20 protein-coding genes are annotated in these 21,057 nt (G+C 64.1%); 13 read left to right on the forward strand and 7 right to left on the reverse strand.

The window, feature by feature from the left end:
* Positions 1-164: 164 nt before the first annotated feature.
* Positions 165-899: a PadR family transcriptional regulator gene (locus tag ACZ5WT_RS06510; protein WP_464286565.1), complete on the forward strand. Its 735-nt coding sequence runs from the start codon at positions 165-167 to the stop codon at positions 897-899.
* Between the two features lie 69 nt (positions 900-968).
* Here the strand turns inward: ACZ5WT_RS06510 and ACZ5WT_RS06515 are convergent, their stop codons facing one another.
* Together ACZ5WT_RS06515 and ACZ5WT_RS06520 are read right to left on the reverse strand one after the other, a co-directional pair.
* On the reverse strand, positions 969-1,145 hold the full coding sequence (locus ACZ5WT_RS06515; RefSeq protein WP_464286566.1) for a DUF1761 family protein: 177 nt from the start codon (positions 1,143-1,145) through the stop codon (positions 969-971).
* Positions 1,142-1,369 carry a DUF1761 domain-containing protein gene (locus tag ACZ5WT_RS06520; protein ID WP_464286567.1) on the reverse strand — a complete coding sequence of 76 codons (228 nt, stop codon included), beginning with the start codon at positions 1,367-1,369 and terminating at the stop codon, positions 1,142-1,144. The genes ACZ5WT_RS06515 and ACZ5WT_RS06520 overlap by 4 nt, the downstream gene beginning before the upstream one ends.
* 114 nt (positions 1,370-1,483) lie before the next feature.
* Between ACZ5WT_RS06520 and ACZ5WT_RS06525 the strand changes: the two genes are divergently transcribed.
* The 3 genes from ACZ5WT_RS06525 (at position 1,484) to ACZ5WT_RS06535 (ending at position 6,181) form a co-directional block, all read left to right on the forward strand.
* Positions 1,484-4,399 carry an FAD-binding and (Fe-S)-binding domain-containing protein gene (locus ACZ5WT_RS06525; RefSeq protein ID WP_464286568.1) on the forward strand — a complete coding sequence of 972 codons (2,916 nt, stop codon included), beginning with the start codon at positions 1,484-1,486 and terminating at the stop codon, positions 4,397-4,399.
* A gap of 116 nt (positions 4,400-4,515) precedes the next feature.
* Positions 4,516-5,709, forward strand: a complete 1,194-nt coding sequence (locus ACZ5WT_RS06530) for a class I SAM-dependent RNA methyltransferase (protein ID WP_464286569.1) — start codon at positions 4,516-4,518, stop codon at positions 5,707-5,709.
* Positions 5,710-5,791: 82 nt separating this feature from the next.
* Positions 5,792-6,181 carry a DUF2147 domain-containing protein gene (locus ACZ5WT_RS06535; protein ID WP_464286570.1) on the forward strand — a complete coding sequence of 130 codons (390 nt, stop codon included), beginning with the start codon at positions 5,792-5,794 and terminating at the stop codon, positions 6,179-6,181.
* 41 nt (positions 6,182-6,222) lie between these two features.
* Here the strand turns inward: ACZ5WT_RS06535 and ACZ5WT_RS06540 are convergent, their stop codons facing one another.
* The 4 genes from ACZ5WT_RS06540 to ACZ5WT_RS06555 all read right to left on the reverse strand — a co-directional run bounded on the left by ACZ5WT_RS06540 (position 6,223) and on the right by ACZ5WT_RS06555 (position 10,419).
* A complete protein-coding gene (locus tag ACZ5WT_RS06540) occupies positions 6,223-7,047 on the reverse strand; it encodes a sugar phosphate isomerase/epimerase family protein (RefSeq protein WP_464286571.1) in 825 nt (274 codons plus the stop codon).
* Positions 7,047-8,213, reverse strand: a complete 1,167-nt coding sequence (locus ACZ5WT_RS06545) for a dihydrodipicolinate synthase family protein (RefSeq protein WP_464286572.1) — start codon at positions 8,211-8,213, stop codon at positions 7,047-7,049. The genes ACZ5WT_RS06540 and ACZ5WT_RS06545 overlap by 1 nt, the downstream gene beginning before the upstream one ends.
* Before the next feature lie 165 nt (positions 8,214-8,378).
* Positions 8,379-9,530, reverse strand: a complete 1,152-nt coding sequence (locus tag ACZ5WT_RS06550; RefSeq protein ID WP_464286573.1) for a Gfo/Idh/MocA family protein — start codon at positions 9,528-9,530, stop codon at positions 8,379-8,381.
* Positions 9,531-9,678: 148 nt separating this feature from the next.
* A complete protein-coding gene (locus ACZ5WT_RS06555; RefSeq protein WP_464286574.1) occupies positions 9,679-10,419 on the reverse strand; it encodes a sulfite exporter TauE/SafE family protein in 741 nt (246 codons plus the stop codon).
* A 223-nt stretch (positions 10,420-10,642) separates the two neighbouring features.
* Between ACZ5WT_RS06555 and ACZ5WT_RS06560 the strand changes: the two genes are divergently transcribed.
* Genes ACZ5WT_RS06560 through ACZ5WT_RS06575 form a run of 4 tightly spaced genes read left to right on the forward strand, consistent with a single transcriptional unit; the run spans position 10,643 to position 14,434 of the window.
* Positions 10,643-11,683, forward strand: a complete 1,041-nt coding sequence (locus tag ACZ5WT_RS06560; protein WP_464286575.1) for a Bug family tripartite tricarboxylate transporter substrate binding protein — start codon at positions 10,643-10,645, stop codon at positions 11,681-11,683.
* A 59-nt stretch (positions 11,684-11,742) separates the two neighbouring features.
* Positions 11,743-12,264 carry a tripartite tricarboxylate transporter TctB family protein gene (locus tag ACZ5WT_RS06565; protein ID WP_464286576.1) on the forward strand — a complete coding sequence of 174 codons (522 nt, stop codon included), beginning with the start codon at positions 11,743-11,745 and terminating at the stop codon, positions 12,262-12,264.
* Positions 12,265-12,273: 9 nt separating this feature from the next.
* Positions 12,274-13,800, forward strand: coding sequence for a tripartite tricarboxylate transporter permease (locus ACZ5WT_RS06570; protein WP_464286577.1), 1,527 nt, complete (start codon positions 12,274-12,276; stop codon positions 13,798-13,800).
* Positions 13,769-14,434, forward strand: coding sequence for a TetR/AcrR family transcriptional regulator (locus ACZ5WT_RS06575; protein ID WP_464286578.1), 666 nt, complete (start codon positions 13,769-13,771; stop codon positions 14,432-14,434). Before ACZ5WT_RS06570 ends, ACZ5WT_RS06575 begins: the two co-directional genes overlap by 32 nt.
* Before the next feature lie 12 nt (positions 14,435-14,446).
* On the opposite strand, the gene ACZ5WT_RS06580 is transcribed toward ACZ5WT_RS06575, so the two are convergent.
* Positions 14,447-15,370 carry a LysR family transcriptional regulator gene (locus tag ACZ5WT_RS06580; protein WP_464286579.1) on the reverse strand — a complete coding sequence of 308 codons (924 nt, stop codon included), beginning with the start codon at positions 15,368-15,370 and terminating at the stop codon, positions 14,447-14,449.
* Between the two features lie 451 nt (positions 15,371-15,821).
* Between ACZ5WT_RS06580 and ACZ5WT_RS06585 the strand changes: the two genes are divergently transcribed.
* Genes ACZ5WT_RS06585 through ACZ5WT_RS06605 form a run of 5 tightly spaced genes read left to right on the forward strand, consistent with a single transcriptional unit; the run spans position 15,822 to position 21,052 of the window.
* A complete protein-coding gene (locus ACZ5WT_RS06585) occupies positions 15,822-17,114 on the forward strand; it encodes an ABC transporter substrate-binding protein (RefSeq protein ID WP_464286580.1) in 1,293 nt (430 codons plus the stop codon).
* Positions 17,115-17,117: 3 nt separating this feature from the next.
* Complete coding sequence (locus ACZ5WT_RS06590) at positions 17,118-18,065, forward strand: carbohydrate ABC transporter permease (RefSeq protein WP_464286581.1); 948 nt, start codon at positions 17,118-17,120, stop codon at positions 18,063-18,065.
* A gap of 46 nt (positions 18,066-18,111) precedes the next feature.
* Positions 18,112-18,945, forward strand: coding sequence for a carbohydrate ABC transporter permease (locus tag ACZ5WT_RS06595; protein WP_464287159.1), 834 nt, complete (start codon positions 18,112-18,114; stop codon positions 18,943-18,945).
* 5 nt (positions 18,946-18,950) lie between these two features.
* Positions 18,951-19,970, forward strand: a complete 1,020-nt coding sequence (locus ACZ5WT_RS06600; RefSeq protein ID WP_464286582.1) for a Gfo/Idh/MocA family protein — start codon at positions 18,951-18,953, stop codon at positions 19,968-19,970.
* Complete coding sequence (locus ACZ5WT_RS06605) at positions 19,967-21,052, forward strand: Gfo/Idh/MocA family protein (protein WP_464286583.1); 1,086 nt, start codon at positions 19,967-19,969, stop codon at positions 21,050-21,052. Before ACZ5WT_RS06600 ends, ACZ5WT_RS06605 begins: the two co-directional genes overlap by 4 nt.
* Positions 21,053-21,057 lie beyond the last annotated feature (5 nt).

A 21,057-nucleotide genomic window follows, 5' to 3' on the forward strand; every position in this document is an offset into this window, starting at 1 on the left:
CCCCGGGGCGATATCGCAGATTTCCGGAAAGCCCGTGGCCTCAGCGCCGCGGGCTTTTTGCTGCGCGGCTTCGGCCGAAACTATCGTAAGATATATCTTGAAAGCGCCGTCTTCGGCACCGATCTTCTGTCGCAGGGGCGCACACGATATATCGGAGACCTATCATGAGTACCTATTGGAAGAATGGCGAACCAAACTGGCGCGCGATGGAGGCCATGGCGCGTCGCGGCTGGGGGCGTTTCGCCTCGGGCATGGAAGGCGGCGAGGGCTGGGGCAATATGGGCGGCAATTTTCGCATCGGGCGCATGCTGGCGGCAGGCGACCTGCGGCTGGTGGCGCTCTACCTGATCGACCAGCAACCGCGCCACGGCTATGACCTGATCAAGGCGGTCGAGGAAAAATCTGCGGGCTTCTATACGCCCAGCCCCGGCATCGTCTATCCGGCGCTGACCTTCCTCGAAGAGGCCGGCTACGTCACCTCGGAAGCCGACGGCAACAAAAAGCTCTATACGATCACCGACGAGGGCCGCGCCCACCTCGCCGACAATCGCGATGCAATCGAATCGACTTTGGCATTCCTCGCCAAGGCCGGCGAGCAGATGAACCGCTTCCGCGAATTCGCCCGGGCCGACTGGCCGTTCAACCGCGAACAAGGGCCCGATTTCGGCGAACGTCCGCCCCATCGGGGTGGTCCCGGCTGGGGCCCCGGCCCGCAGCCCGACGCCGATCGCGATCTCAAGGATGTGGTGCCCGAGCTCAACGAGGCCCGCAAGGCGGTGAAATCGGCGATCAAGAAGGCGCGCCGGGCCAGCGAGGAGCAGCAGCGCCAGACCGCCGAAATCCTGCGGCGCGCGGCAGTCGAGATCGAGGCGCTGGGCGACGACGACGTGGACATCTGAGCCAGATTTTGACGGCAGGGCGGCGAAGTGAGTCGCCGCTCTTTTTGTGTGCTCCCTGCGGGCGAGCCCCTAGCGCCAAAGCCCCAGAATCAGTCCCATCACTGCAAAGCCGAGGGTGAGGTAGCCGCCATTGATCAGGAAGTAGCTGAGCGGGCGGCGCTCGAAGAGTGTGAGCACGCCGACGCTGAGAGCAGCCCAGCCGAGGCCGGCCGCCAGTGCGGCGCCCATGGCAAAGCCGAGCGTCATATCCGGTCCTGCGATGAAGAAGGCAGGTTGGCCGCCATGATCAGGCAGAGCACGAAGGCGAGGCCGAAGATCACCGCGGGATTGCCGCGCGCCACATCGGCGTCGCTGAGATTGGCGGCGCGGCGCCAGGCTTTGTCGAACAGCAGGGGCGAGTACCAGATCCCGCCGATCACGAACATGGAAAGCGCTGCGGCGATCACCGCCAGCCAATTGACCCCGGGCATCAAGTCCTCCCTTGCCGGGCGCGCGCCCGTTCCTCAAATGTGAAAGCAAATCCTTCGCCCGTGGCACTGACAAGCTCTTTCCAGAGCCTTGGCTAACATGTTACGGCAAGCATTATGCAGCAAGCCGTCCTTTCGCCTACCTCATCCTCCCAGCCGCTTGATCGCCAGGCCGCCGGTGAACGCGTCGCCGCCCGCCTCAAGGGGCAGGTCAAGGGCCGGATCCATACCGATCCCCTGATGACCTATGCCTGGAGCGGGGATGCCAGTTCCTACCGGCTGATCCCGGCGGTGGTGGTGTTCATCAATTCCGAGGACGAGGTGCGCGCGGTCATGACCGCGGCGCGGGCCGAAGGGCTGCCGATCACCTTCCGGGCGGCAGGCACATCGCTGTCCGGCCAGGCCGTCACCGATGGTGTTCTGGCGGTGCTGGGTGATGGCTGGCGCAAGCTCGAAATCCATCCGGGCGCCGAGCAGGTGACGCTGGGACCGGCAATTATCGTCGCCCATGCCAACCGGGCGCTGAAGCCGTTCAACAAGAAGATCGGGCCCGATCCCGCCAGCCAGGCCACCTGCAAGATCGGTGGCGTGGTCAACAACAATTCCTCGGGCATGTGCTGCGGCGTTGCCTACAATACCTATCACACCATGGCGCGCCTGCGCATCGTGCTGCCCGACGGCACCATGCTCGATTCGGGCGATGCGGCGAGCCGCGATGCGTTCCGCGCCAGCCACGGCGCCATGCTCGACGCCATCGGGGCGCTGCATCACGAGGTGATGGCCGATGCCGAGCTGGTGGCGCTGATCCGCCACAAATACCGCATCAAGAATACGGTGGGCTATTCGCTCAATGCGCTGGTCGACTATCACGACCCGCTCGATATCCTGATCCACCTGATCGTGGGCTCGGAAGGCACGCTCGGCTTCGTGTCGGAAGTGACCTACAACACCATTCCCGAGCATCCCTTCAAGGCCACGGCTCTGGTGCCGTTCCCCGATCCGCAGGCTGCCGGCCGCGCCATCATCGAACTGGCCAATGGCGGCGTGCAGGTGACGACGGGCGTGACCGCCGCCGAATACATCGAGCGGCGCGCGCTGGCGACGGTGGAGCATCTGAAGCCCCTCGCCCCCCTCCTGCCCTGGCTGACCGAGAATTCGCCGGCCGTGCTGATCGACGTGGCGGCGCCCACCGAGGCCGAACTCGCCACTGAGACGGCCAAGACGGTCGAAATCCTCACCCGCAATGGCGCGACCCAGGTTGATTTCTCGACCGATCCGGCGGTGTCCGATGCCCTTTGGGACGTACGCAAGGGCTTCTTCACCACCGGCGGCGCGGCCCGGCCCAAGGGCACGGTGATGCTGACCGAAGACGTGGCGGCGCCGATCGAGCACCTGGCCGAATTCGTCGTCGATATGCGCGCTTTGCTGGACCATCACGGCTACCAGGATGCCATCATTTTCGGCCACGCGTTGGCCGGAAACCTGCATTTCCAGATGAGCGACAATTTCGCCGAGCCGGGCGCCGCGGAAAAGTTCGACCTGTTCAACCAGGAACTCTCGCAGCTGGTCTCGGTGCAATATGGCGGCTCGCTCAAGGCCGAGCACGGCACCGGCCGCGCCATCGCGCCCTTCGTCGAGGCCGAATGGGGCAGCACCGCCTATGCGCTGATGTTCCGCATCAAGGAACTGTTCGACCCCGAATATCTGCTCAATCCGGGCGTGCTGCTCAATCGCGACGACAAGATCCACATCAAGAATCTCAAGGTCATGCCGCTCGCCGACGAGCTGGTGGACCTGTGCATCGAATGCGGGTTCTGCGAGCCGGCCTGCCCCAGCCACCAGATGACCCTGTCGCCGCGCCAGCGTATCGCCGTGACGCGTGAACGCGAACGCCTGCGCGCCAGCGGAGAAGATCCGGCGCGGCTCAAGCGCCTCGATGACGATTTCCAATATGCCGGGCTCGATACCTGCGCGGCCTGCAATCTCTGCTCGGTGCGCTGCCCGGTGGGCATCGAAACCGGCACCATGATCATCGGCCAGCGCGGCCAGCGGCGCGGCGACACCGCCCGGACCGTGGCCGGCTTTGCCGCCGATCATCTGGGGAGCGTTGAAACTCTCATGCGCGGTGGCGTCGGCATGGCCGATATCGCCCGCAAGGTGATTCCCGCCCCGGCCGTGGAAGCCATTACCGACGTGGCGCGGCGCCTGACCGGCGACCGGGTTCCGCGCGTGTCGCGGGCCCTCCGTGCCGGGCCTGGCGCGCCCAAAGCCAGGATCAATCGACAGGATCCGCGCCAAAGCGGTTTCCCGGTGCCGATCGCGCAGAGCGAACGGCAGTCGATCGTCTATTTCCCCAGCTGCGCCACCCGCATGTTCGGGGCGCCCAAGACCGAGCATGACCTGCTCTCGGTGCCCGATGCCGTGCTGGCCCTGCTCGAGCGGGCCGGCTACGACGTCATCATTCCGGAAAACCTCAACGGGCAATGCTGCGGCCAGCCGTTCCAGTCCAAGGGCTTCCCCGAAAAGGCGGCCGAAGTGGGCGGAGCGCTCAAGCGCGAATTGTCGGCTCTCTCCGATGCGGGGCGGCTCAGTGTCGTTACCGACGCCTCGACCTGCGCCAAGCATCTCAAGGAATTTCCCGGCGACGCGCCGGTGCTCGATTCCAGCCAGTTCCTGCTGACCCATGTGCTGCCCAAGCTGGCGATTACTCGCAAGCTGCCCGTCGTGGCCGTGCATCACAATTGCTCAGCCCAGCGGCTGGCCGAGCAGCCCATGACCGAGGCTATCGCCCGGGCCTGTGCCGACGAGATTGCGGTGCTGAGCTCGGTCACCTGCTGCGGCTATGCCGGCGACAAGGGCCTGTTCTTCCCCGAGCTGAACAGCCACGCCACGCGCTTCGCCAAGCAGGACATTCCGGCGCTCTGCACGCTGGGCGTCTCGACCGTCAGCACCTGCGCCTCCGGGCTGAGCGAGCATGCCGGTGTGCCGTTTGTGGGGCTCGCGAGCCTTCTGGAGTGGGCAAGCCGGCCTTAAGGGGCACAAATAGAGACCCGCGGACTTGATCCGCGGGTCTCTGCCCGTACGCGCTGCGTGGTTGGCTTTGGCGGCGGAACGGGGTACTCAGCCAGTTCAGCAAGCCCCGGACGTCCATGACCATCACCACAACCATTTCCAGCCTCGGCCATAAGGGCGAGGGTGTCGCCGAGATCGAGGGCCGCAAGGTCTATGTGCCGTTTGCCCTGCCGGGCGAGACGGTCGAGATCACGGCGGATGGCGAGCGCGGCACGCTCGTATCGGTGGTCACCCCGGCGCAGAACCGGGCCACCCCGTTCTGCCCGCATTTTGGCGTCTGCGGCGGCTGCCAGCTGCAGCACATGGATGGGCCCAGCTACGAGGCCTTCAAGACCGGGCTGGTCGAGACCCCGCTGCGCTTTGCCGGGATAGATGAAAAAGTCTCCCGCTTCATCCATGCAGGTGGCGAGGGGCGCCGTCGCGCAACCCTGCATGCCCGCAGGGAAGGCGCCGGCTATATGCGCCTGCGCAGCCATGAGGTGATCGACCTTGATGCCTGCCCCATCCTGGTGCCGGGACTGGCGCGCGCGCCCGATATCGCCCGGGCGGTGATGCAGGTGGTGGGCGAGGCCGATGTAAGCTTTACCGCCACGCTGAGCGGGCTCGACGTCGTGGTGCGCACCGAGAAAAAGCAGGCGCGCGCCGACCGCGTGGCTCCACTCGTGGCCCGCTACAAGCTGGCGCGCCTGTCGCTCAATGGTGAAATGGTGCTGCAGACCCAGCCGCCTGTCATGGAAATGGGCCGGGCGCGGGTGGAACTGCCGATCGGCAGCTTCCTGCAGGCGACCGCATCAGCCGAACAGGCGCTGGGCGACTACGTGGTCAATGCCGTGGGCAAGGCCAAGCTGGTCTATGATCTGTTCTGTGGCGTCGGCCCCTTCGCGCTGCGCCTTGCCGAACAGCGCCCCGTCGTCGCCTTCGATAGCGACAAGCCGGCCATTGCCGCACTCGACAAGGCACGCCGCTTTGCCAAGGGGCTGCGTGAAATTACCGCCAAGCCGCGCGACCTGTTCCGCGATCCGCTGACCCAGTTCGAGTTCAACTGCGATGCGGTCGTGCTCGATCCGCCCCGTGCAGGGGCCGAGGCGCAGGTGCGGGAACTCGCCAAATCCAAGGTCAAGACCGTGGTGATGATAGCCTGCGATGCGCGCACCTTTGCTCGCGACGCTGCCATACTTTTGGCGGGAGGCTATGTGATCAGCGACCTCGTCGCCGTGGATCAGTTCACCCAATCGACCCATATCGAGATCGCGGCCACTTTCCGGCGCTGATGGTCAGATTGTCGCAGGGGTGCAACCGATGGCCAAAAGCCAGCGTTTGCTCCAGGTCGACTAAACATTGCCTGGAGAAACCATGCGGATTGTAAAAACGATTCTCGCTGTGGCTGCAGTGTGCGCCGCGACACTCGCCCCCAGCTACGCCGATCCCGCCGCCAACGCCGCCGGCAAATGGCAGGATAGCTACGGCACAGCCTTCAAGTTCTCGATGTGCGGTGATGGCACCGCCATCTGCGGCGTCCTGCTCGATGTGCAGGGCAATTCCCGCACCGCGCAGAATGTGGCCCTGATCAACAAGCAGGTGATGCAGGCCAAGCAGAGTGCGGCCAATGAGTGGAAGGGCACGGTGACGCTCAATGGCGCCACGGCGGCCGCCACCATCAAGCAGGTTGCCCCCGACGCGATTACCATTACCGGCTGTCGGGCGGTGATCCTCTGCCAGACCCTGACGTTCAACCGGGTCTGACAGTCAAAACCCCGGACTGGCGAGCCCGGGGTCTCCAGTATCTAGCAGACCGTCGCGACGCGCTCCTTGATGACCGCGAGCACCTCGTCCCCCGGACGCTTCCACCAGTTCTCCGTCGAAAAGATTTCGACCTCCTGCGGGCCGAAAAAGCCGGCATCCTCCACCATGCGGCGGATGGCGGGCAGATCGATGACGCCATCGCCCATCATGCCGCGATCGAGCAGCATGTCGCGCGTCGGCACCAGCCAGTCGCAGATATGGTGGGCGAAGATGCGGTTCATGCGGCCGGCCCGGGCGATGGCCTTCGCGAGATTGGGATCCCACCACACATGGTAGACGTCGATGGCGACGCCCACGGTCTCGCCCAGCGTTTCGCAGATATCGAGCGCCTGATCGATGGTGTTCACGCAGGCGCGGTCGGCCGCATACATCGGATGCAGCGGCTCGATGGCGATCTTGACGCCCGAAGCGCGCGCATGGGGCAGCATGGCGGCAATGCCGTCGCTGACCATCTGGCGTGCGCCGGGGAGATCTTTCGAGCTCCCCGGCAGGCCACCGACCACCAGCACAAGGCAGTCGGCATTGAGGGCAGCCGCTTCGTCGATGGCACGGAGGTTGTCATCGATCTGGGTCTGCCGACCGGCGGCGGTCTCGGCGGGAAACATGCCGCCCCGGCAAACGCCGGTGACCTGAATGCCGTTGGACCGGACGATGCGCGCCGCCTCATCGAGCCCGATGGCGGCGATCTGGTCGCGCCAGGGGGAAATCGCGGTGATCCCGGCGCGCAGGCACCCATCCACCGCCTCGGCAAAGCCCCAGACCTGGCGCGTCGTCGCCAGGTTCAGGGAAATCGCACGTTCGCTCATCACTTCACTCCGTTCACGGCGAGCACCGCCTGCATGCGCTTGACGGCAAGGTCGGGATCGGCCAGCACGCGGGCCTTGTCGGCCAGCCTGAACAGTTCGCTCAGGTGCTGCACCGAGCGGGTCGACTGCTGCCCGCCGACCATGGCAAAATGGTCCTGCAAGCCATTGAGATAGGCGAGAAACACCACGCCGGTTTTGTAGAAGCGCGTCGGGGCCGCGAAGATGTGGCGGCTCAGCGGCACGGTGGGTTCGAGCAGGTCGAAGAACTCGTTATTGTTGCCCTTGCCCAGCGCCGCCAGAGCTGCCGAGGCGGCCGGGGCGATGGCGTCGAAAATACCGAGCAGGGCGTGGGAAAAGCCCTGATCGTCCCCGGCAATCAGTTCAGCATAGTTGAAGTCGTCGCCGGTATACATCTTGACCGAGGCCGGCAGGCGCCGGCGCATGGCGATTTCCTTCTCGGCCGAGAGCAGGGAGATCTTGATGCCGTCGACATTGTGGGCATTGGCCGCGATCACGTCGAGGCAGACATCCATGGCGGCGGCGTGATCGACATTGCCCCAGTAGCCCTGAAGCGCCGGATCGAACATCTCGCCCAGCCAGTGCATGATGACCGGCTGTTTGACCTGGCTGAGGATGCGGCCATAGACCCGCGCATAATCATCCGGTGACTTGGCGGCGGCGGCTAGCGCCCGGCTCGCCATCAGGATGACCCGTCCGCCCTGGCCTTCGACGAAGCCGACCTGCTCCTCATAAGCAGCGATGATCTGGTCGATGGTGACATCGGGGCCGGGGGTGAGGTGATCGGTGCCAGCTCCATAGGCGATCAGCGAGTCATCGCGCGTGCGGGCCTCCACCTGCGAGCGGCGGATCAGCTCCTGCGCTTCGGCCCAGCCCAGACCCATGCCGCGCTGGGCAGTATCCATGGCTTCGGCGACGCCGAGACCGAGATCCCAGAGGCGATGGCGGAATTTGAGCGTCGTGTCCCAGTCGATCGCGGGGGTGAGCCAGGGATCGTTGCTGGCCAGCGGGTCGGCGACGACATGGGCGGCGGCATAGGCCACGCGGTTGAAGTCAGTGGCCTTGTGGCGAACGAAGGGAATGGGCGTGCCGGTCAGGGTATAGCTGGTGACGGAACGGTCGGCATTGGGCAGGTTGATGCTGGTCATCGGCCTCTCCGAGGTCTCAACAAACTCAGTGTCATCCCGGCCTCGAGCCGGAATCCATCCCGAGGTTCGCCATCGTTGACGGAACGCGAACGATCTCAGGATGGGCCCCGGCTCAAGGCCGGGGTGACACCGTGGGTGGGGCGAGGCAGTGCCTCAGGCGGCGTTTCAGAATTCCAGCGTCGGCACATCGAGCCACCGGCGTTCGGCCCAGCTCTGCAGGCCGAGTTCAGCCAGCTGCACGCCCTTGGCGCCGGCTTCGAGGCCATATTCCCAGGGCGCGTCTTCGGCGACGTGGCGGAGGAACATTTCCCACTGCGCCTTGAAGCCGTTCTGGGCCGGCCAGTTGTCCGGCACCTCTTCCCAGTCGTTGAAGAAGTTCATGGTCTGGGGCTGATCGGGGTTCCATACCGGCTTGGGCGTGTTGACGCGATGCTGGCTCCAGCATTTGTGCAGGCCCGCTACCGCCGAACCATGCGTGCCATCGACATGGAAGGTCACGAGATCGTCGCGGCGCACGCGGGTGGTCCAGCTCGAGTTGATCTGGGCGATTACCCCGCCTTCGAGTTCGAACGTGGCATAGGCCGCGTCATCGGTATCGGCCTTGTAGGGCTTGCCCTTTTCGTCGACGCGGGTCGGGATATGCGTCGCGCCCAGGCACGAGACGGCTTTGACTTCGCCGAACAGGTTATCGAGCACGTAGCGCCAGTGGCACAGCATATCGAGGATGATGCCGCCGCCATCGGCCTTGCGATAGTTCCAGCTGGGACGCTGGGCGGGCTGCCAGTCGCCTTCGAAGACCCAGTAGCCGAACTCGCCGCGCACCGAGAGGATCTCGCCAAAGAAGCCGCTGTCGCGCAGCATCTTGAGCTTCATCAGGCCCGGCAGGAACAGTTTGTCCTGCACCACGCCATGCTTGAGGCCCGAAGCGCGCGCGGTCTTGGCGAGGGCCACGGCGATGTCGAGGGAATCTGAGGTCGGCTTTTCGCAATAGACATGTTTGCCTGCTGCCAGCGCCTTCTCGATCAGGCTGGCGCGCATCAGCGTGGTGCCGGCATCGAAAAACACCGTGTCTTCGGGATTGGCGAGAGCCGCATCGAGGTCGGAACTCCAGCGCTTGATGTCATGCTTCTTGGCGAGGCGCTCGATCTTGTCGGCATCGCGGCCGACGATGATCGGATCGACCACGAGGCGGTCGCCATTGGACAACATCACGCCGCCCTGGTCGCGAATGGCCAGGATGGAGCGCACCAGATGCTGGTTGTAACCCATGCGTCCGGTGACGCCATGCATGATGAGGCCAAGCCGCCTGTCCGCCATTTGATATTCCTCCCTGCCGCCTTTGCGGTGTAACTGATTGGTTACTTAGCTACACAGGCAGCAGGAGGCCGTCAAGCGGGCATCGGTATGCGACGTTCGGAGGGGGTAGGGCGGATGGGGCCCTAGGAGGCCGGGCAGTGGCGCGGGGCTAGAGCCCCAGCACCATCTTGAGGCCGATGACGCCGAGGAAGCCCAGGATCATGCGATCGAAGGCAGTGCGGCTGAGCCGTCCGCTGATCCACTGGCCGGCCGGCATGAACAGCAGGATCGGAATCATGGCGAGCAAGCCCTGTAGCAGCCATTCCGGGCGCATCACGCCGGTGGCCCAGAGGGCGGGCCACTGCACCAGCGAAAACACCAGGAACATGGCCGAGACGGCAAACACATGGGCCTGCCGATCCAGCGCCATGGCATGGATGAAGGTGACGCCGATCGGCGAGGAAATGCCTGTGGCGCCTTGCAAAATGCCGGCGCCGGTGCCCGCCAGCGGGCCCCAGCGCCGGGCCGCGGTCTCGCTCAGGGCGAAATGCGGCGTTAATAGGCGCAGCGCCACATAGCCGATCAGAATGATGCCCAGGCCAAGCTCCAGCGCCCGTTCCGGCAGGGCGACCAGCGCCCAGGTGCCCAGCGCGACGCCTGCCGCGCCGCTGATCAGGAACCATGGCATGAAGCCCATCTGCGGGGCGCGCGCTGCGTCCCGGAAGCGCCAGATCTGCCAGCCATTGGTGACGATGAGCGGAATGACCATCAGCCCGATCGCATGCTGTAGGCCGAAAAACGAGGCCAGTACCGGCAGTGCGATCAGCGGCAGGCCCATGCCCGTCGCGCCCTTGACCACGGCCCCCAGGCTCAACGCCACGACCATGATACCAGCCGACTGAATATCCACACTGCACCCCAAACAAAGCAACCCTATGGTTCAGGATGCTTGGCCCGAGACGGCTATGCAATGGCTATCCAGTGGCGGGGACACGAATATTGGGCGCCTGGTCGACCAAAAATGAAAGAACCAAATGGTTACTTAGTGGGTTGACAGCAAGGATTGACGCCCGCAGTCTGCAGCAGGGGGTCACGGAAATATCCGGGCCGCAGGGATATTGGGAGGATTTGCGATGAACAGACGCATGCTGTTTGTCCTGGCTGGCGGCGCATCGGCGCTGTTGCTGGGCACATCTTTGGCCGCCGCGCAGGAGTGGAAACCCGATCGTCCGATCAACCTGATCGTGCCATGGGGCGCCGGCGGGTCGACCGACCAGATCGCCCGCGTCACCGCGCCAATCCTGGCAGAAGCGCTTGGCGTCGACGTTGTCGTGGTCAACCAGCCGGGGGCCTCGGGCGCCATCGGCACCCAGGAAGTGCTGAACGCTCCGCGCGACGGCTATACCTGGACCGCCAATGCCATTGCCAACAACGCCACCTATGCGGTGACCGGCCTGCTCGAAGGCACCGATATCGACGACTGGCACATCTATCTCTCCGTCGCCAACGTGCCGGTGGTGAGCGTGCCCGCCGACAGCGAATTCAAGGATTTCGGCCAGTTGCTGGAAGCGTTCAAGACGCGCGGCAATGAAGTGACCGTGGCCACGGCCGGCATCACTTCGTCGGGTGGCACGGCCATCGGCGCGCTGAGCGGCGCTGCGGACAACTTCCCCTTCAACATGGTGACCTATGACGGCGGCGGCCCGGCTGCGATTGCCGCTGCAGCCGGTGAAGCCATGGTCACCACCCAGTTGGCGGTGGAACAGACCGAATTGATCCGCGGCGGCCGCCTGCGCGCGCTGGCCGTGCTGTCCGACAAGCCGCTTGTGCTCGAAGGCGTGGAGCCGATCCAGCCGATCACCACCTGGCTGCCCGACATGGAACTGGCGCCCGACTATTTCGGCATTTTCGTGCCGACCGGCGTGCCTGCCGAAGTGGTCGCCACGCTCGACAATATCTGGGCCGAACAGGTCGCCACTTCGCCAGCGGTCAAGACCTATGCCGAGACCTTCGGCGCGGTGTTCTCCCCCGCCTATGGTGCCGAGGCCCGTGCGCTGGCCATGCCGGTCGTGATCCTCGAAGCCTGCGACGCCGTGCTGCGCGGCGAGGCGGTCACCGATCCGTCGACCATCGGCATTGACTGCGAAACCCGCACCGAAGTGGGCGCGCAGTAACACTCCCGGGCGGGCGGAGCTCGGCTCCGTCCGCCGCTTTTACCAAGGACACCTGCCGCATGAATACCGAGTCCAGCGAAGAGGCGGTTCGCGCCCGCGCCGATCTTGTTGCCGCCCTTGTGCTCGTCGCGCTGGGGCTTGCGGTGTTTTACCTGAGCTGGACCATGCCGCGGCTGGAAGCGCGCCGGATCCACCCCGCCACCATTCCCGGCCTCGTGCCGATGATTCTGGGCGCGGTGCTGACACTGCTGGGCGGATTGCTGGCCTGGCGCTCGTGGAAGATCGACGGGCCGGGCGGCTGGCTGGGGCTGGCGCAGCTGCTGGTCAGCTGGCAGGCGTTTCGTGTCGGCGCCGTGCTGGCCCTGGCGCTCGTCTTCACCTTGGGCCTGATGGGCTGGCTGCCGTTCTGGCTGGCCGCCATGCTGTTCATTTTCACCTTCATCGTGCTGTTCGAAACCGTGCTGGCCGATCAGCCGGCCCCGCTTTTGCGCACGGTGCTGTGGGCGGCGGGTGTCGCCCTGGTCGCGGGGGGAGGCATTTCCTACGCCTTCGAACGCATCTTCCTCATTCGCCTGCCTTAGGAGCAGTTCATGTTCGACGGATTGCTGCTTCTCGGCCAGGGCATTGGCCACTTCATGACCCCCGGCGCGCTGTTCAACGTGATCTGGGCGACGCTGCTCGGGGTGACCATCGGCATCTTGCCGGGCCTGACCGCCACCATGGGCATCGCGCTGTTGGTGACGCTGACCTACAAGATGGCGCCCGATCAGGCGATCCTGACGCTGATGTGCGTCTATCTCGGCGCCATCTATGGTGGCAGCCGCACCGCCATCCTGCTCAACATTCCGGGCACGCCCGCCAATGCGGCCGCAACGCTCGACGGTCATCCGCTGGCCCTGCAGGGCAAAGCCGGCCTGGCCATGGGGCTTGCCACCACGTCATCGACCCTGGGCACCATGGTCGGCATCTTCTTTCTTGCCATCATCGCCCCGGCGCTAAGCGAGGCGGCGTTGAAATTCGGCTCCTATGAATTCTTCTGGCTGGCGCTGTTTGGCGTCGTGATTTCCGGCCAGATGACCGGCAGCGATACGCCGCTCAAGGGCTATATTGCCGGTGTGCTGGGCCTGCTGGTCGCGATGGTCGGCATGGAGACCCTGCACGCCCATCAGCGCTTTACCTTCGGCATCCAGGCGCTGGGGGGCGGGGTCGACCTGATCCCGGCCATGGTGGGGGCGTTCGGGCTGGCCGAAATCCTCTCCTCGATGAAGCGCACGGCGGTGGCCAATATCGCCTCGGTCAATGACCGCGTCGTGCCCAGCTTCCGCGAGATCTTCCAATACTGGAAGACCATCCTGCGCTCCGGCGTCATCGGCACGCTGGTCGGCATCATTCCCGGCGTCGGCGAAGACGTGGGCTCGTGGACCTCTTATGCTGCCGCCAAGCGCTTTTCCAAGAACCCCGAAATGTTCGGCAAGGGCAGCCAGGAAGGCCTGATCGCTGCCGAGACCGGCGACAATGCGGTGGTTTCGGCCGCCATGATACCGACGCTGACCCTGGCGCTGCCCGGCTCGGCGGCAGCGGCCGTGCTGATCGCAGCCATGTACATCCACGGCATCCGGCCCGGCCCGATGCTGATGGTGGAAAATCCGGTCTTTCTCTATCAGGTCGTGGCCATGCTGCTGCTGGCGACGCTGGCCAACCTGATCTTCGGCCTGTCACTAACCAAGCTCTTCATCAAGGTGCTGATGGTCCCGCGCGAGCGGCTGATGGCAGTGATCTACGTGCTCTGCGTGGTCGGCTCCTTTGCGATCACCCAGCGCATGTTCGACGTCTATGTCATGCTGTTCTTCGGCATTGTCGGCTTCCTGCTGCGGGAAATGAAGTTCCCGATGGCGCCGCTGGTGCTGGGCATCGTGCTGGGCGACCTGCTCGATCTCAACCTGCGGCGCGGGCTGCAGCTGACCAATGGTGATCCGAGCCCGTTCTTTACCCGTCCGATCAGTGCTGTTATCTGCATCATCATCGTTTTCACCATCCTCATGTCCATTCCGGCGGTATCTCAGCGTGTCAGAGCCCTCATCCCCCGTGGCCGCGCCAAAGCCCCTTCCCAAGGCTGACGCGCCGCGACGGGCACGCAATTCGGAAAAGACCAAGGCGGACATTCTGGTGGCCGGGCGGGCCGAATTTGCCGAACGGGGCTTCGAGGGCGCGCGGGTGGATGCCATTGCGGCCCTGGCTGGCGCCAACAAGCGGCTGCTCTACCACTACTTCGGCAACAAGGAAGATCTCTACCGGGCGGTGCTGCTCGATGCCTATCAGGAGATCCGCAAGGGTGAGCGGGCGCTCTCGCTCGACCAGTATGGTCCCGTCGATGCCATGGACCGGCTGGTGCGCTTCACCTTCAGGCACTTCCTCGCCAATCCCTGGTTTCCGCGCCTGCTGGGCACCGAAAATATCGAGAATGCGCGCTTCCTCAAGACACTGCCCGATATCCAGGCGCTGCATTCCCCGCTGGTGGGGCAGATCACCACGATCGTCGAGCGTGGCGCCGATGCCGGTATTTTCCGGCGCGACGTCGATCCGGTGCAGCTCTACATTTCGATTGCCGCGCTCGGCTTCTTCTATGTGTCCAACATGGCGACGCTCTCTGTGATCTTTGCGCGCGACCTCAGCGGCATCGACATGGTGCAGGAGCGCGAAGCCCAGGCCGTGCAGATGGTGGTGGACTACCTGCGGACTCAGCCGGCCTGACCACCTGCCGCCCTAGTTCAGCGGCGGAAGCACCTCGGAGGCGGCTTCCTGGATCTTGGCGATCAGCTCGGCTACTCGTGGTTCAGCCTCTCGTTCCTGCAGCACATAGATGCCGATCAGGCTCTGCCGTGTGGCTTCGGTCACGGCAATTCGGCGCAAGCCGCGGCGGATGAATTCGGCTTCCATCACTTCGGTGTGCCCGAGCACGGCATCGCTGCGCTCGACATAGTCGAGGCAGGCCGCCAGCGAATTGGAGGCGAAGGCATATTTGCCCTGGTCGAAGGGTGCACTGGCGGAAGTGGTGCGGCTCCAGGCCTCGAAGAACCGCTGGTGGCGGGTTTCGGGCAGCGAGCTGGTGACGGCGGGAAAGGCCTCGATTTCGGTCAGCGAGCGCGGCCGACTGAGCAGGGGATGCCCCTCACGCACAAAATAGCCCTGCCCAACCCGGGTCAGCGGCACCAGCCGCGCCCCGGTGCTGCGACTGAGGCCCTCGATCTCGTGGGCGACGAATAGGGAAATGTCCCCGCTCAGCAACTGGTCCATGCACCGCAGCTGGTTGCCCAGGCTCACATGGATGCGCGCATTGGGAAACCGGGTGGCATAATCGAGCACCATGTCGCGCAGGAACAGCGTCCACCACGAATAGCCCGACCCGATATGCAGTCCCTGTTCGGTGCGCCCGCGCTGATGTGCCAGGGCAGTGAGCGTGTTGTCGTAGAGGCGGCGCATCAGCCGGGCATTCTGGTAGAGCGTTTCGCCATATTCGGTCAGTTCCACTCCGCGCGGTGTGCGGATCAACAGGCTCACCCCCAGATTCTCCTCCAGCTTGCGCATGTTGAAGGTCAGCGTCGGCTGGGTAACGAACAGGGCCGTCGCCGCGGCGGTGATCGTGCCGGCCTCGGCGACCGCGAGGAACTGGGTGAGCAGCTTGTCCATCGAAACCTCGACATAGATTTTTTCTATGATGGAGAGGCTATTTCGTATTTTTCTTTTGGTCGAGCCTGGGACAAGCTCCTCTTCAACAAGGCCCGTGGCCGCGAAAATGGCCATGGAAGCGCGCTGCGGCTGGTTCATCGGAACGGGCCGCAACGACCGGAAAGCGGGCCATTTCCCGCCCCGGAAGTGCCGCAGCAGGGGTGGACTTTTTGGCCCCCGCAAGCTTCCATACAAGCGATTGCCTTGCCGGGAATGTGTATGCTATGTCGTAACTAGTCGGTTATTTGTTTTGTTTGTTTGAGGTAAGTGCAGCAAAAAACGCTCAGAAGCGCTCGTGACGAGCCTGTTGCGCGGCGCAGAAGATGTAACCGATTGGTGATTTAGCGGCGGGGAGGCTGCTGGGTCGCTGCGTTCCTGAGGGAACAATCATAGTTTCATGGGAGGAAACCGAATGACACTTCGTATCGACCGCCGCCAATTCCTGATGGGCAGCTCGGCTCTGGTTGCGGCTGGCGCCGCCGGCGTGATGCCGGCCTGGGCCCAGGACAAGGATCTGCGTCTGATCTTCTGGGGCGGCCAGGCCCGTGCCGACCGCACCAATGGCGTGACTGACCTGTTCGACGCCGCCAATGGCGGCAAGGTGCAGAGCGAGTTCCTCGCCTGGAACGACTACTGGCCCAAGCTGGCCACCCAGACCGCCGGCGGTAATGCCCCCGACGTGATCCAGATGGACTACCGTTTCATCGTTGAATACGCCAAGCGCAACGCCATTGCCCCGCTCGACGAATTCGTGGGCGGCGCCCTCGATCTCAGCGATTTCGACCAGGACCAGCTCGATGGCGGTAAGGTCGATGGCAAGCTCTACGGCATCAGCCTGGGCGCCAACTCGGTCGCCCTGCTCAACAATACCAGCGCCTTCGAAGAAGTCGGCGTCGCCGTCCCGACCAATGCCACGACCTGGGACGACATCATGGCGATCGGCGAGGCCTTCAACAGCGCCAATATCCGTGGCGGCATGCGCGCCATCATGGATGGTTCGGGCAGCGAGCCGATGCTCGACAACTGGCTGCGCCAGCGCGGCAAGGCCCTCTACACCGCCGATGGCAAGCTCGGTTTTGCCGAGGAAGACGCCGTCGAATGGTTCCAGCACTGGGCCAAGCTGCGCGAGGCCAAGGTCTGCGTGACCCCTGAAGACCAGGCGCTCGATACCGGCCCGCTCGAAAGCACCATGCTGGTGCTTGGCAAGTCGGCGCTGATGCCGTCCAACTCCAACCAGCTCGTGGGCTTCCAGGCACTGGTCAAGGACAAGCTCGGCATGTCGGGTTACCCGCGCATCGCCGCAGGCGTCGGCGGCGGTCACTACCGCAAGCCTTCGATGTTCTTCTCGGTGGCCGGCAGCTCGACCAACAAGGAAAATGCCGCCAAGCTGATCAACTTCTTCATCAAGGACCTCGATGCCGGCAAGATCCTGGGCGTTGAACGCGGCATTCCGTGCTCGGCAGCGACCCGCGAGGCCGTGGCCCCGACCCTGGACGAAGCCAACCAGATCGCGCTGAACTTCGTGGCTAATCTGGGTGACCTGCTCGGCAAGCTGCCGCCGTCCCCGCCCGCTGCAGCCGGTGAAATCGACACCTCGCTGCTGCGTACCCTCAGCCAGGAAATCGCCTTTGGCGGCCGTTCGCCGGAAGATGGCGGCAAGTACTTCGTGACTGAAGCTGCGGCCATCCTGGCACGGGCGAGCTAAGCCATGACCGCGCGCTCCCTTGACTCGGGCGCTCCCGCAAGGGAGCGCGCGGCCTCCCCGTCGGTATGGTCCCGCTTCTGGCAGAACGATGCCCCCGGCTATCTGTTCCTGCTGCCCTGGCTGATCGGCTTCATCGGGCTCACCGTCGGTCCGATGGTGACCTCGCTCTATCTCAGCTTCACCCATTTCGACCTGCTGACCGAGCCGCGCTGGGCCGGCCTCGACAACTACATGCGCATGTTCACCAACGACCCCAAATTCTGGACGTCGATGCGGGTGACCATGTTCTTCGTCATCTTCTCGGTGCCGCTCAAGCTGGCCTTTGCGCTGGCCGTGGCCCTGCTGCTCAATCGTGGCATCAAGGGGCTGCCGCTCTACCGGGCGCTGTTCTACCTGCCGAGCCTGCTGGGTGCGTCGGTTGCCATCGCCATCCTGTGGCGGCAGATTTTTGCCGGCAATGGCCTGGTCAATCAGTTCCTCGCCAATTTTGGCATCCAGGGTCCGAGCTGGATCTCCAACCCCAACTATTCGCTGTGGACGCTGATCGTGCTGTCGATCTGGCAGTTCGGCTCGCCGATGATCATTTTCCTCGCCGGCCTGCGCCAGATTCCGCAGGATATGTATGAGGCGGCAAGCCTGGATGGCGCCAGCAAATGGCGGCAATTCGTCAAGATCACGCTGCCTTTGCTGACGCCGGTGGTGTTCTTCAACGCCATCATCCAGACCATCGAGGCCTTCAAGAGCTTCACGCCTGCCTTCATCATCTCGGGCGGCACCGGCAACCCGATCAACTCGACGCTGTTCTACACGCTCTATCTCTACCAGGAGGCCTTTGGCTTCTTCCGGATGGGCTATGCCTCGGCGCTGGCCTGGGTCCTGCTGGCACTGGTCGGGGCGTTCACCGCCATCTCGTTCCTCACTTCCAAGTTCTGGGTGCACTACGATGAGTGACAGCCCCAACAAACTGACCGTTGTCGGCCTGCGCACGCTTTCGCCCATGCAGCGCCGCATCATCACGGTGCTGACCCATGCGGCCCTGCTCGGAGCCTCGGTGCTGATGCTTTATCCGCTGCTGTGGATGCTCTCGGCCTCGTTCCGCCCGGAAAACGAGATCTTCACCTCGACCAGCATCATCCCCTCCGCCTGGAGTCTCGATGCCTATGTGCGCGGCTGGAACGGGTTGCGCACCAGCTTTGGCGTGTTCTTCACCAACAGCTTCATCATCTCGATCCTCAGCGTCATCGGCAATGTGGTGGCCTGCTCCATGGCGGCCTATGCGTTTGCCCGGCTGCAGTTCCGCGGCAAGAACTTCTGGTTCGCGCTGATGCTGATGACCCTGATGCTGCCCTATCAGGTCACGCTGATCCCCCAATATGTGCTGTTCCGCCAGCTGGGTTGGGTGAACAGCTTCCTGCCGCTCGTAGTGCCGAAATTCCTCGCGGCCGACGGCTTCTTCATCTTCCTCATGGTGCAGTTCTTCCGCGGCCTGCCCAGGGAACTCGACGAGGCCGCACAGATGGACGGCTGCTCGCCCTGGCGCATCTACTGGAAGATCATCATCCCGCTTTCCATGCCCGTTCTGGCGACGGCGGCCATCTTCACCTTCATCTGGACTTGGGACGATTTCTTCGGCCCGCTGATCTACCTCAGCGAAATGAAGTCCTACACCGTGATGCTGGGGCTGCGCACCTTCACCGACAGTACCGGCCTGAGTGACTACGGCGCCCTATTCGCCATGAGCGTGCTCTCGATCGTGCCGATCTTCCTGTTCTTCCTGTTCTTCCAGCGCCTGCTCATCGAGGGCATCGCTACCACCGGTATGAAACGCTAGTCCCTATGACCGATATCAAGTTTGCCGCCATCGGCATCAATCACAGCCATATCTACGGACAGGTGGACTGCCTCGCCGATGCCGGCGCGCAGCTGGTGGCCTTCCACGCGGTGGAAGACGACCTGGCCACTGCCTTTGCGGCCAAGTATCCGCAGGCCCGGCGCGTCGCCGATCCGCGCGCCATTCTCGAAGATCCATCCATCGCGGTGGTGCTGACCTCGGCCATTCCCGCCGACCGGGCCGCGATCTCGATCACGGCCATGCAGCACGGCAAGGATGTGCTCTCCGACAAGCCGGGCATGACCACCTTCGCCCAGCTCGACGAAATCCGGCGCGTGCAGAAGGAGACGGGCCGCATCTATGGCGTGCTCTATTCCGAGCATTTCGAAGTGCGCGCCACGGTGGAAGCGGGCAATCTCATCGCCCAGGGTGCCATCGGCAAGGTGATCAACACGGTGGGGCTTGGCCCCCACGCCATCCGCAACAACCAGCGCCCCGACTGGTTCTTCGAGCGGGCCCGCTATGGCGGCATCCTCTGCGACATTGCCAGCCACCAGTTCGAGCAGTTCCTGTTCTTCTCCAATGCCATGGATGCCGAAGTTGTGTCGGCCAGCGTTGCCAACCGGGCCCATCCCGACCGGCCGGGCCTGCAGGATGTGGGCGATGTGCATCTGCGCACCAAGGACACGACGGGCTATGTCCGGGTGGACTGGTTCACCCCCAGCGGCCTGCCCACCTGGGGCGACGGGCGCCTGACCATTCTGGGCACCGAAGGCTATATCGAGCTGCGCAAATATATCGACATTGCCGGTCGCCCCGGTGAGGATCACCTGTTCCTCGTCAACCACGAAGGGCCCCGCCACATCGACTGCAGCAAGGTTGACCGTCCCTTCGGCCGGCAATTCCTTGAAGACGTGCGCAACCGCACGGAAACGGCAATTCCCCAGGAGCGGTGCTTCAACGCCATGAAGCTGGCGCTGACCGCCCAGGCAATGGCAGAGCGTGGTACGGAGTGGCAGCAATGAGCCGGGTTTTCAACGTCGCCATCATCGGGGTTGGCATCGGGCGCAGCCACATTGTCGAGGGCTACCTGCCTAACGCCGACAAATTCAAGGTGAAGGTGCTTTGCGACCTGAACCCGGAGCGCCTCGCCACGGTGGCCGATGAATTTGGCGTCGCGCAGCGCGTGACCGATTTCGATGCGGTGCTGGCGATGGACGATATCGACATCATCGATATCTGCACCCCGCCGGGCGTGCATTTCGCCATGGTCATGGCCGCGCTCAAGGCGGGCAAGCATGTCATCTGCGAAAAGCCGCTGGTCGGCTCGCTCGCCCAGGTCGATGCGGTGATCGCGGCCGAGAAGTCAGCCAAGGGCATGCTGATGCCGGTGTTCCAGTATCGCTTCGGCGATGGCATCGAGCAGGCCAAGGCCATCATCGACTCCGGCATTGCCGGCAAGCCCTTCATGGGCACGGTCGAAACGCTCTGGCGCCGCGACGCCGACTATTATGCCGTGCCCTGGCGCGGCAAATGGGCCACCGAATTGGGTGGCGTGCTGATGGGCCATGCCATCCACCCGCATGACCTCTTCACCTATCTGATGGGCGATATCGAGCGCGTCTTCGGGCGTGTGGCCACAAGGGTCAATCCGATCGAGGTGGAAGACACCATCACCGCCTCGCTGCTGATGCGATCCGGTGCTCTGGCGAGCTTTACCGCGACGCTGGGCGCGGCCGACGACACCACCCGCATCCGCCTCGCCTTCGAGAACGTCACTTTCGAAAGCGACCACGCCGCCTACAATCCCGGCGACAAGCTCTGGAAGATCCAGCCGCGCAATCCGCAGACCGACGAAGCCATTGCCGAACTTCTGAAAGACTGGCGTCATGTGCCGTCGCGCTTCCAGACCCAGATGGCGCGCTTCCACGATGCCCTGACCGGGGCGGGCCCGTTGCCGGTGACATCGGCCGATTCCCGTCGCTCGCTCGAGCTGGTCACGGCCTTCTATCATTCGTCGGGAACCGGCGAAGACGTTGCCCTGCCGCTGGGGCCGAGCCATTCTCTCTATCAGAGCTGGGTGCCCGCCCAGTTCCGGACCGCATAGGAGGC

Source organism: Devosia sp. T2-14 (assembly GCF_055397495.1).

Excerpts from the sequence above, each read along its gene's own strand:
- ACZ5WT_RS06510 (WP_464286565.1), top strand. The coding sequence starts at position 165 with ATGAGTACCTATTGGAAGAATGGCGAACCAAACTGGCGCGCGATGGAG.
- ACZ5WT_RS06515 (WP_464286566.1), bottom strand. The coding sequence starts at position 1,145 with ATGACGCTCGGCTTTGCCATGGGCGCCGCACTGGCGGCCGGCCTCGGC.
- ACZ5WT_RS06520 (WP_464286567.1), bottom strand. The coding sequence starts at position 1,369 with ATGCCCGGGGTCAATTGGCTGGCGGTGATCGCCGCAGCGCTTTCCATG.
- ACZ5WT_RS06525 (WP_464286568.1), top strand. The coding sequence starts at position 1,484 with ATGCAGCAAGCCGTCCTTTCGCCTACCTCATCCTCCCAGCCGCTTGAT.
- ACZ5WT_RS06530 (WP_464286569.1), top strand. The coding sequence starts at position 4,516 with ATGACCATCACCACAACCATTTCCAGCCTCGGCCATAAGGGCGAGGGT.
- ACZ5WT_RS06535 (WP_464286570.1), top strand. The coding sequence starts at position 5,792 with ATGCGGATTGTAAAAACGATTCTCGCTGTGGCTGCAGTGTGCGCCGCG.
- ACZ5WT_RS06540 (WP_464286571.1), bottom strand. The coding sequence starts at position 7,047 with ATGAGCGAACGTGCGATTTCCCTGAACCTGGCGACGACGCGCCAGGTC.
- ACZ5WT_RS06545 (WP_464286572.1), bottom strand. The coding sequence starts at position 8,213 with ATGACCAGCATCAACCTGCCCAATGCCGACCGTTCCGTCACCAGCTAT.
- ACZ5WT_RS06550 (WP_464286573.1), bottom strand. The coding sequence starts at position 9,530 with ATGGCGGACAGGCGGCTTGGCCTCATCATGCATGGCGTCACCGGACGC.
- ACZ5WT_RS06560 (WP_464286575.1), top strand. The coding sequence starts at position 10,643 with ATGAACAGACGCATGCTGTTTGTCCTGGCTGGCGGCGCATCGGCGCTG.
- ACZ5WT_RS06565 (WP_464286576.1), top strand. The coding sequence starts at position 11,743 with ATGAATACCGAGTCCAGCGAAGAGGCGGTTCGCGCCCGCGCCGATCTT.
- ACZ5WT_RS06570 (WP_464286577.1), top strand. The coding sequence starts at position 12,274 with ATGTTCGACGGATTGCTGCTTCTCGGCCAGGGCATTGGCCACTTCATG.
- ACZ5WT_RS06580 (WP_464286579.1), bottom strand. The coding sequence starts at position 15,370 with ATGGACAAGCTGCTCACCCAGTTCCTCGCGGTCGCCGAGGCCGGCACG.
- ACZ5WT_RS06585 (WP_464286580.1), top strand. The coding sequence starts at position 15,822 with ATGACACTTCGTATCGACCGCCGCCAATTCCTGATGGGCAGCTCGGCT.
- ACZ5WT_RS06590 (WP_464286581.1), top strand. The coding sequence starts at position 17,118 with ATGACCGCGCGCTCCCTTGACTCGGGCGCTCCCGCAAGGGAGCGCGCG.
- ACZ5WT_RS06595 (WP_464287159.1), top strand. The coding sequence starts at position 18,112 with ATGCAGCGCCGCATCATCACGGTGCTGACCCATGCGGCCCTGCTCGGA.
- ACZ5WT_RS06600 (WP_464286582.1), top strand. The coding sequence starts at position 18,951 with ATGACCGATATCAAGTTTGCCGCCATCGGCATCAATCACAGCCATATC.
- ACZ5WT_RS06605 (WP_464286583.1), top strand. The coding sequence starts at position 19,967 with ATGAGCCGGGTTTTCAACGTCGCCATCATCGGGGTTGGCATCGGGCGC.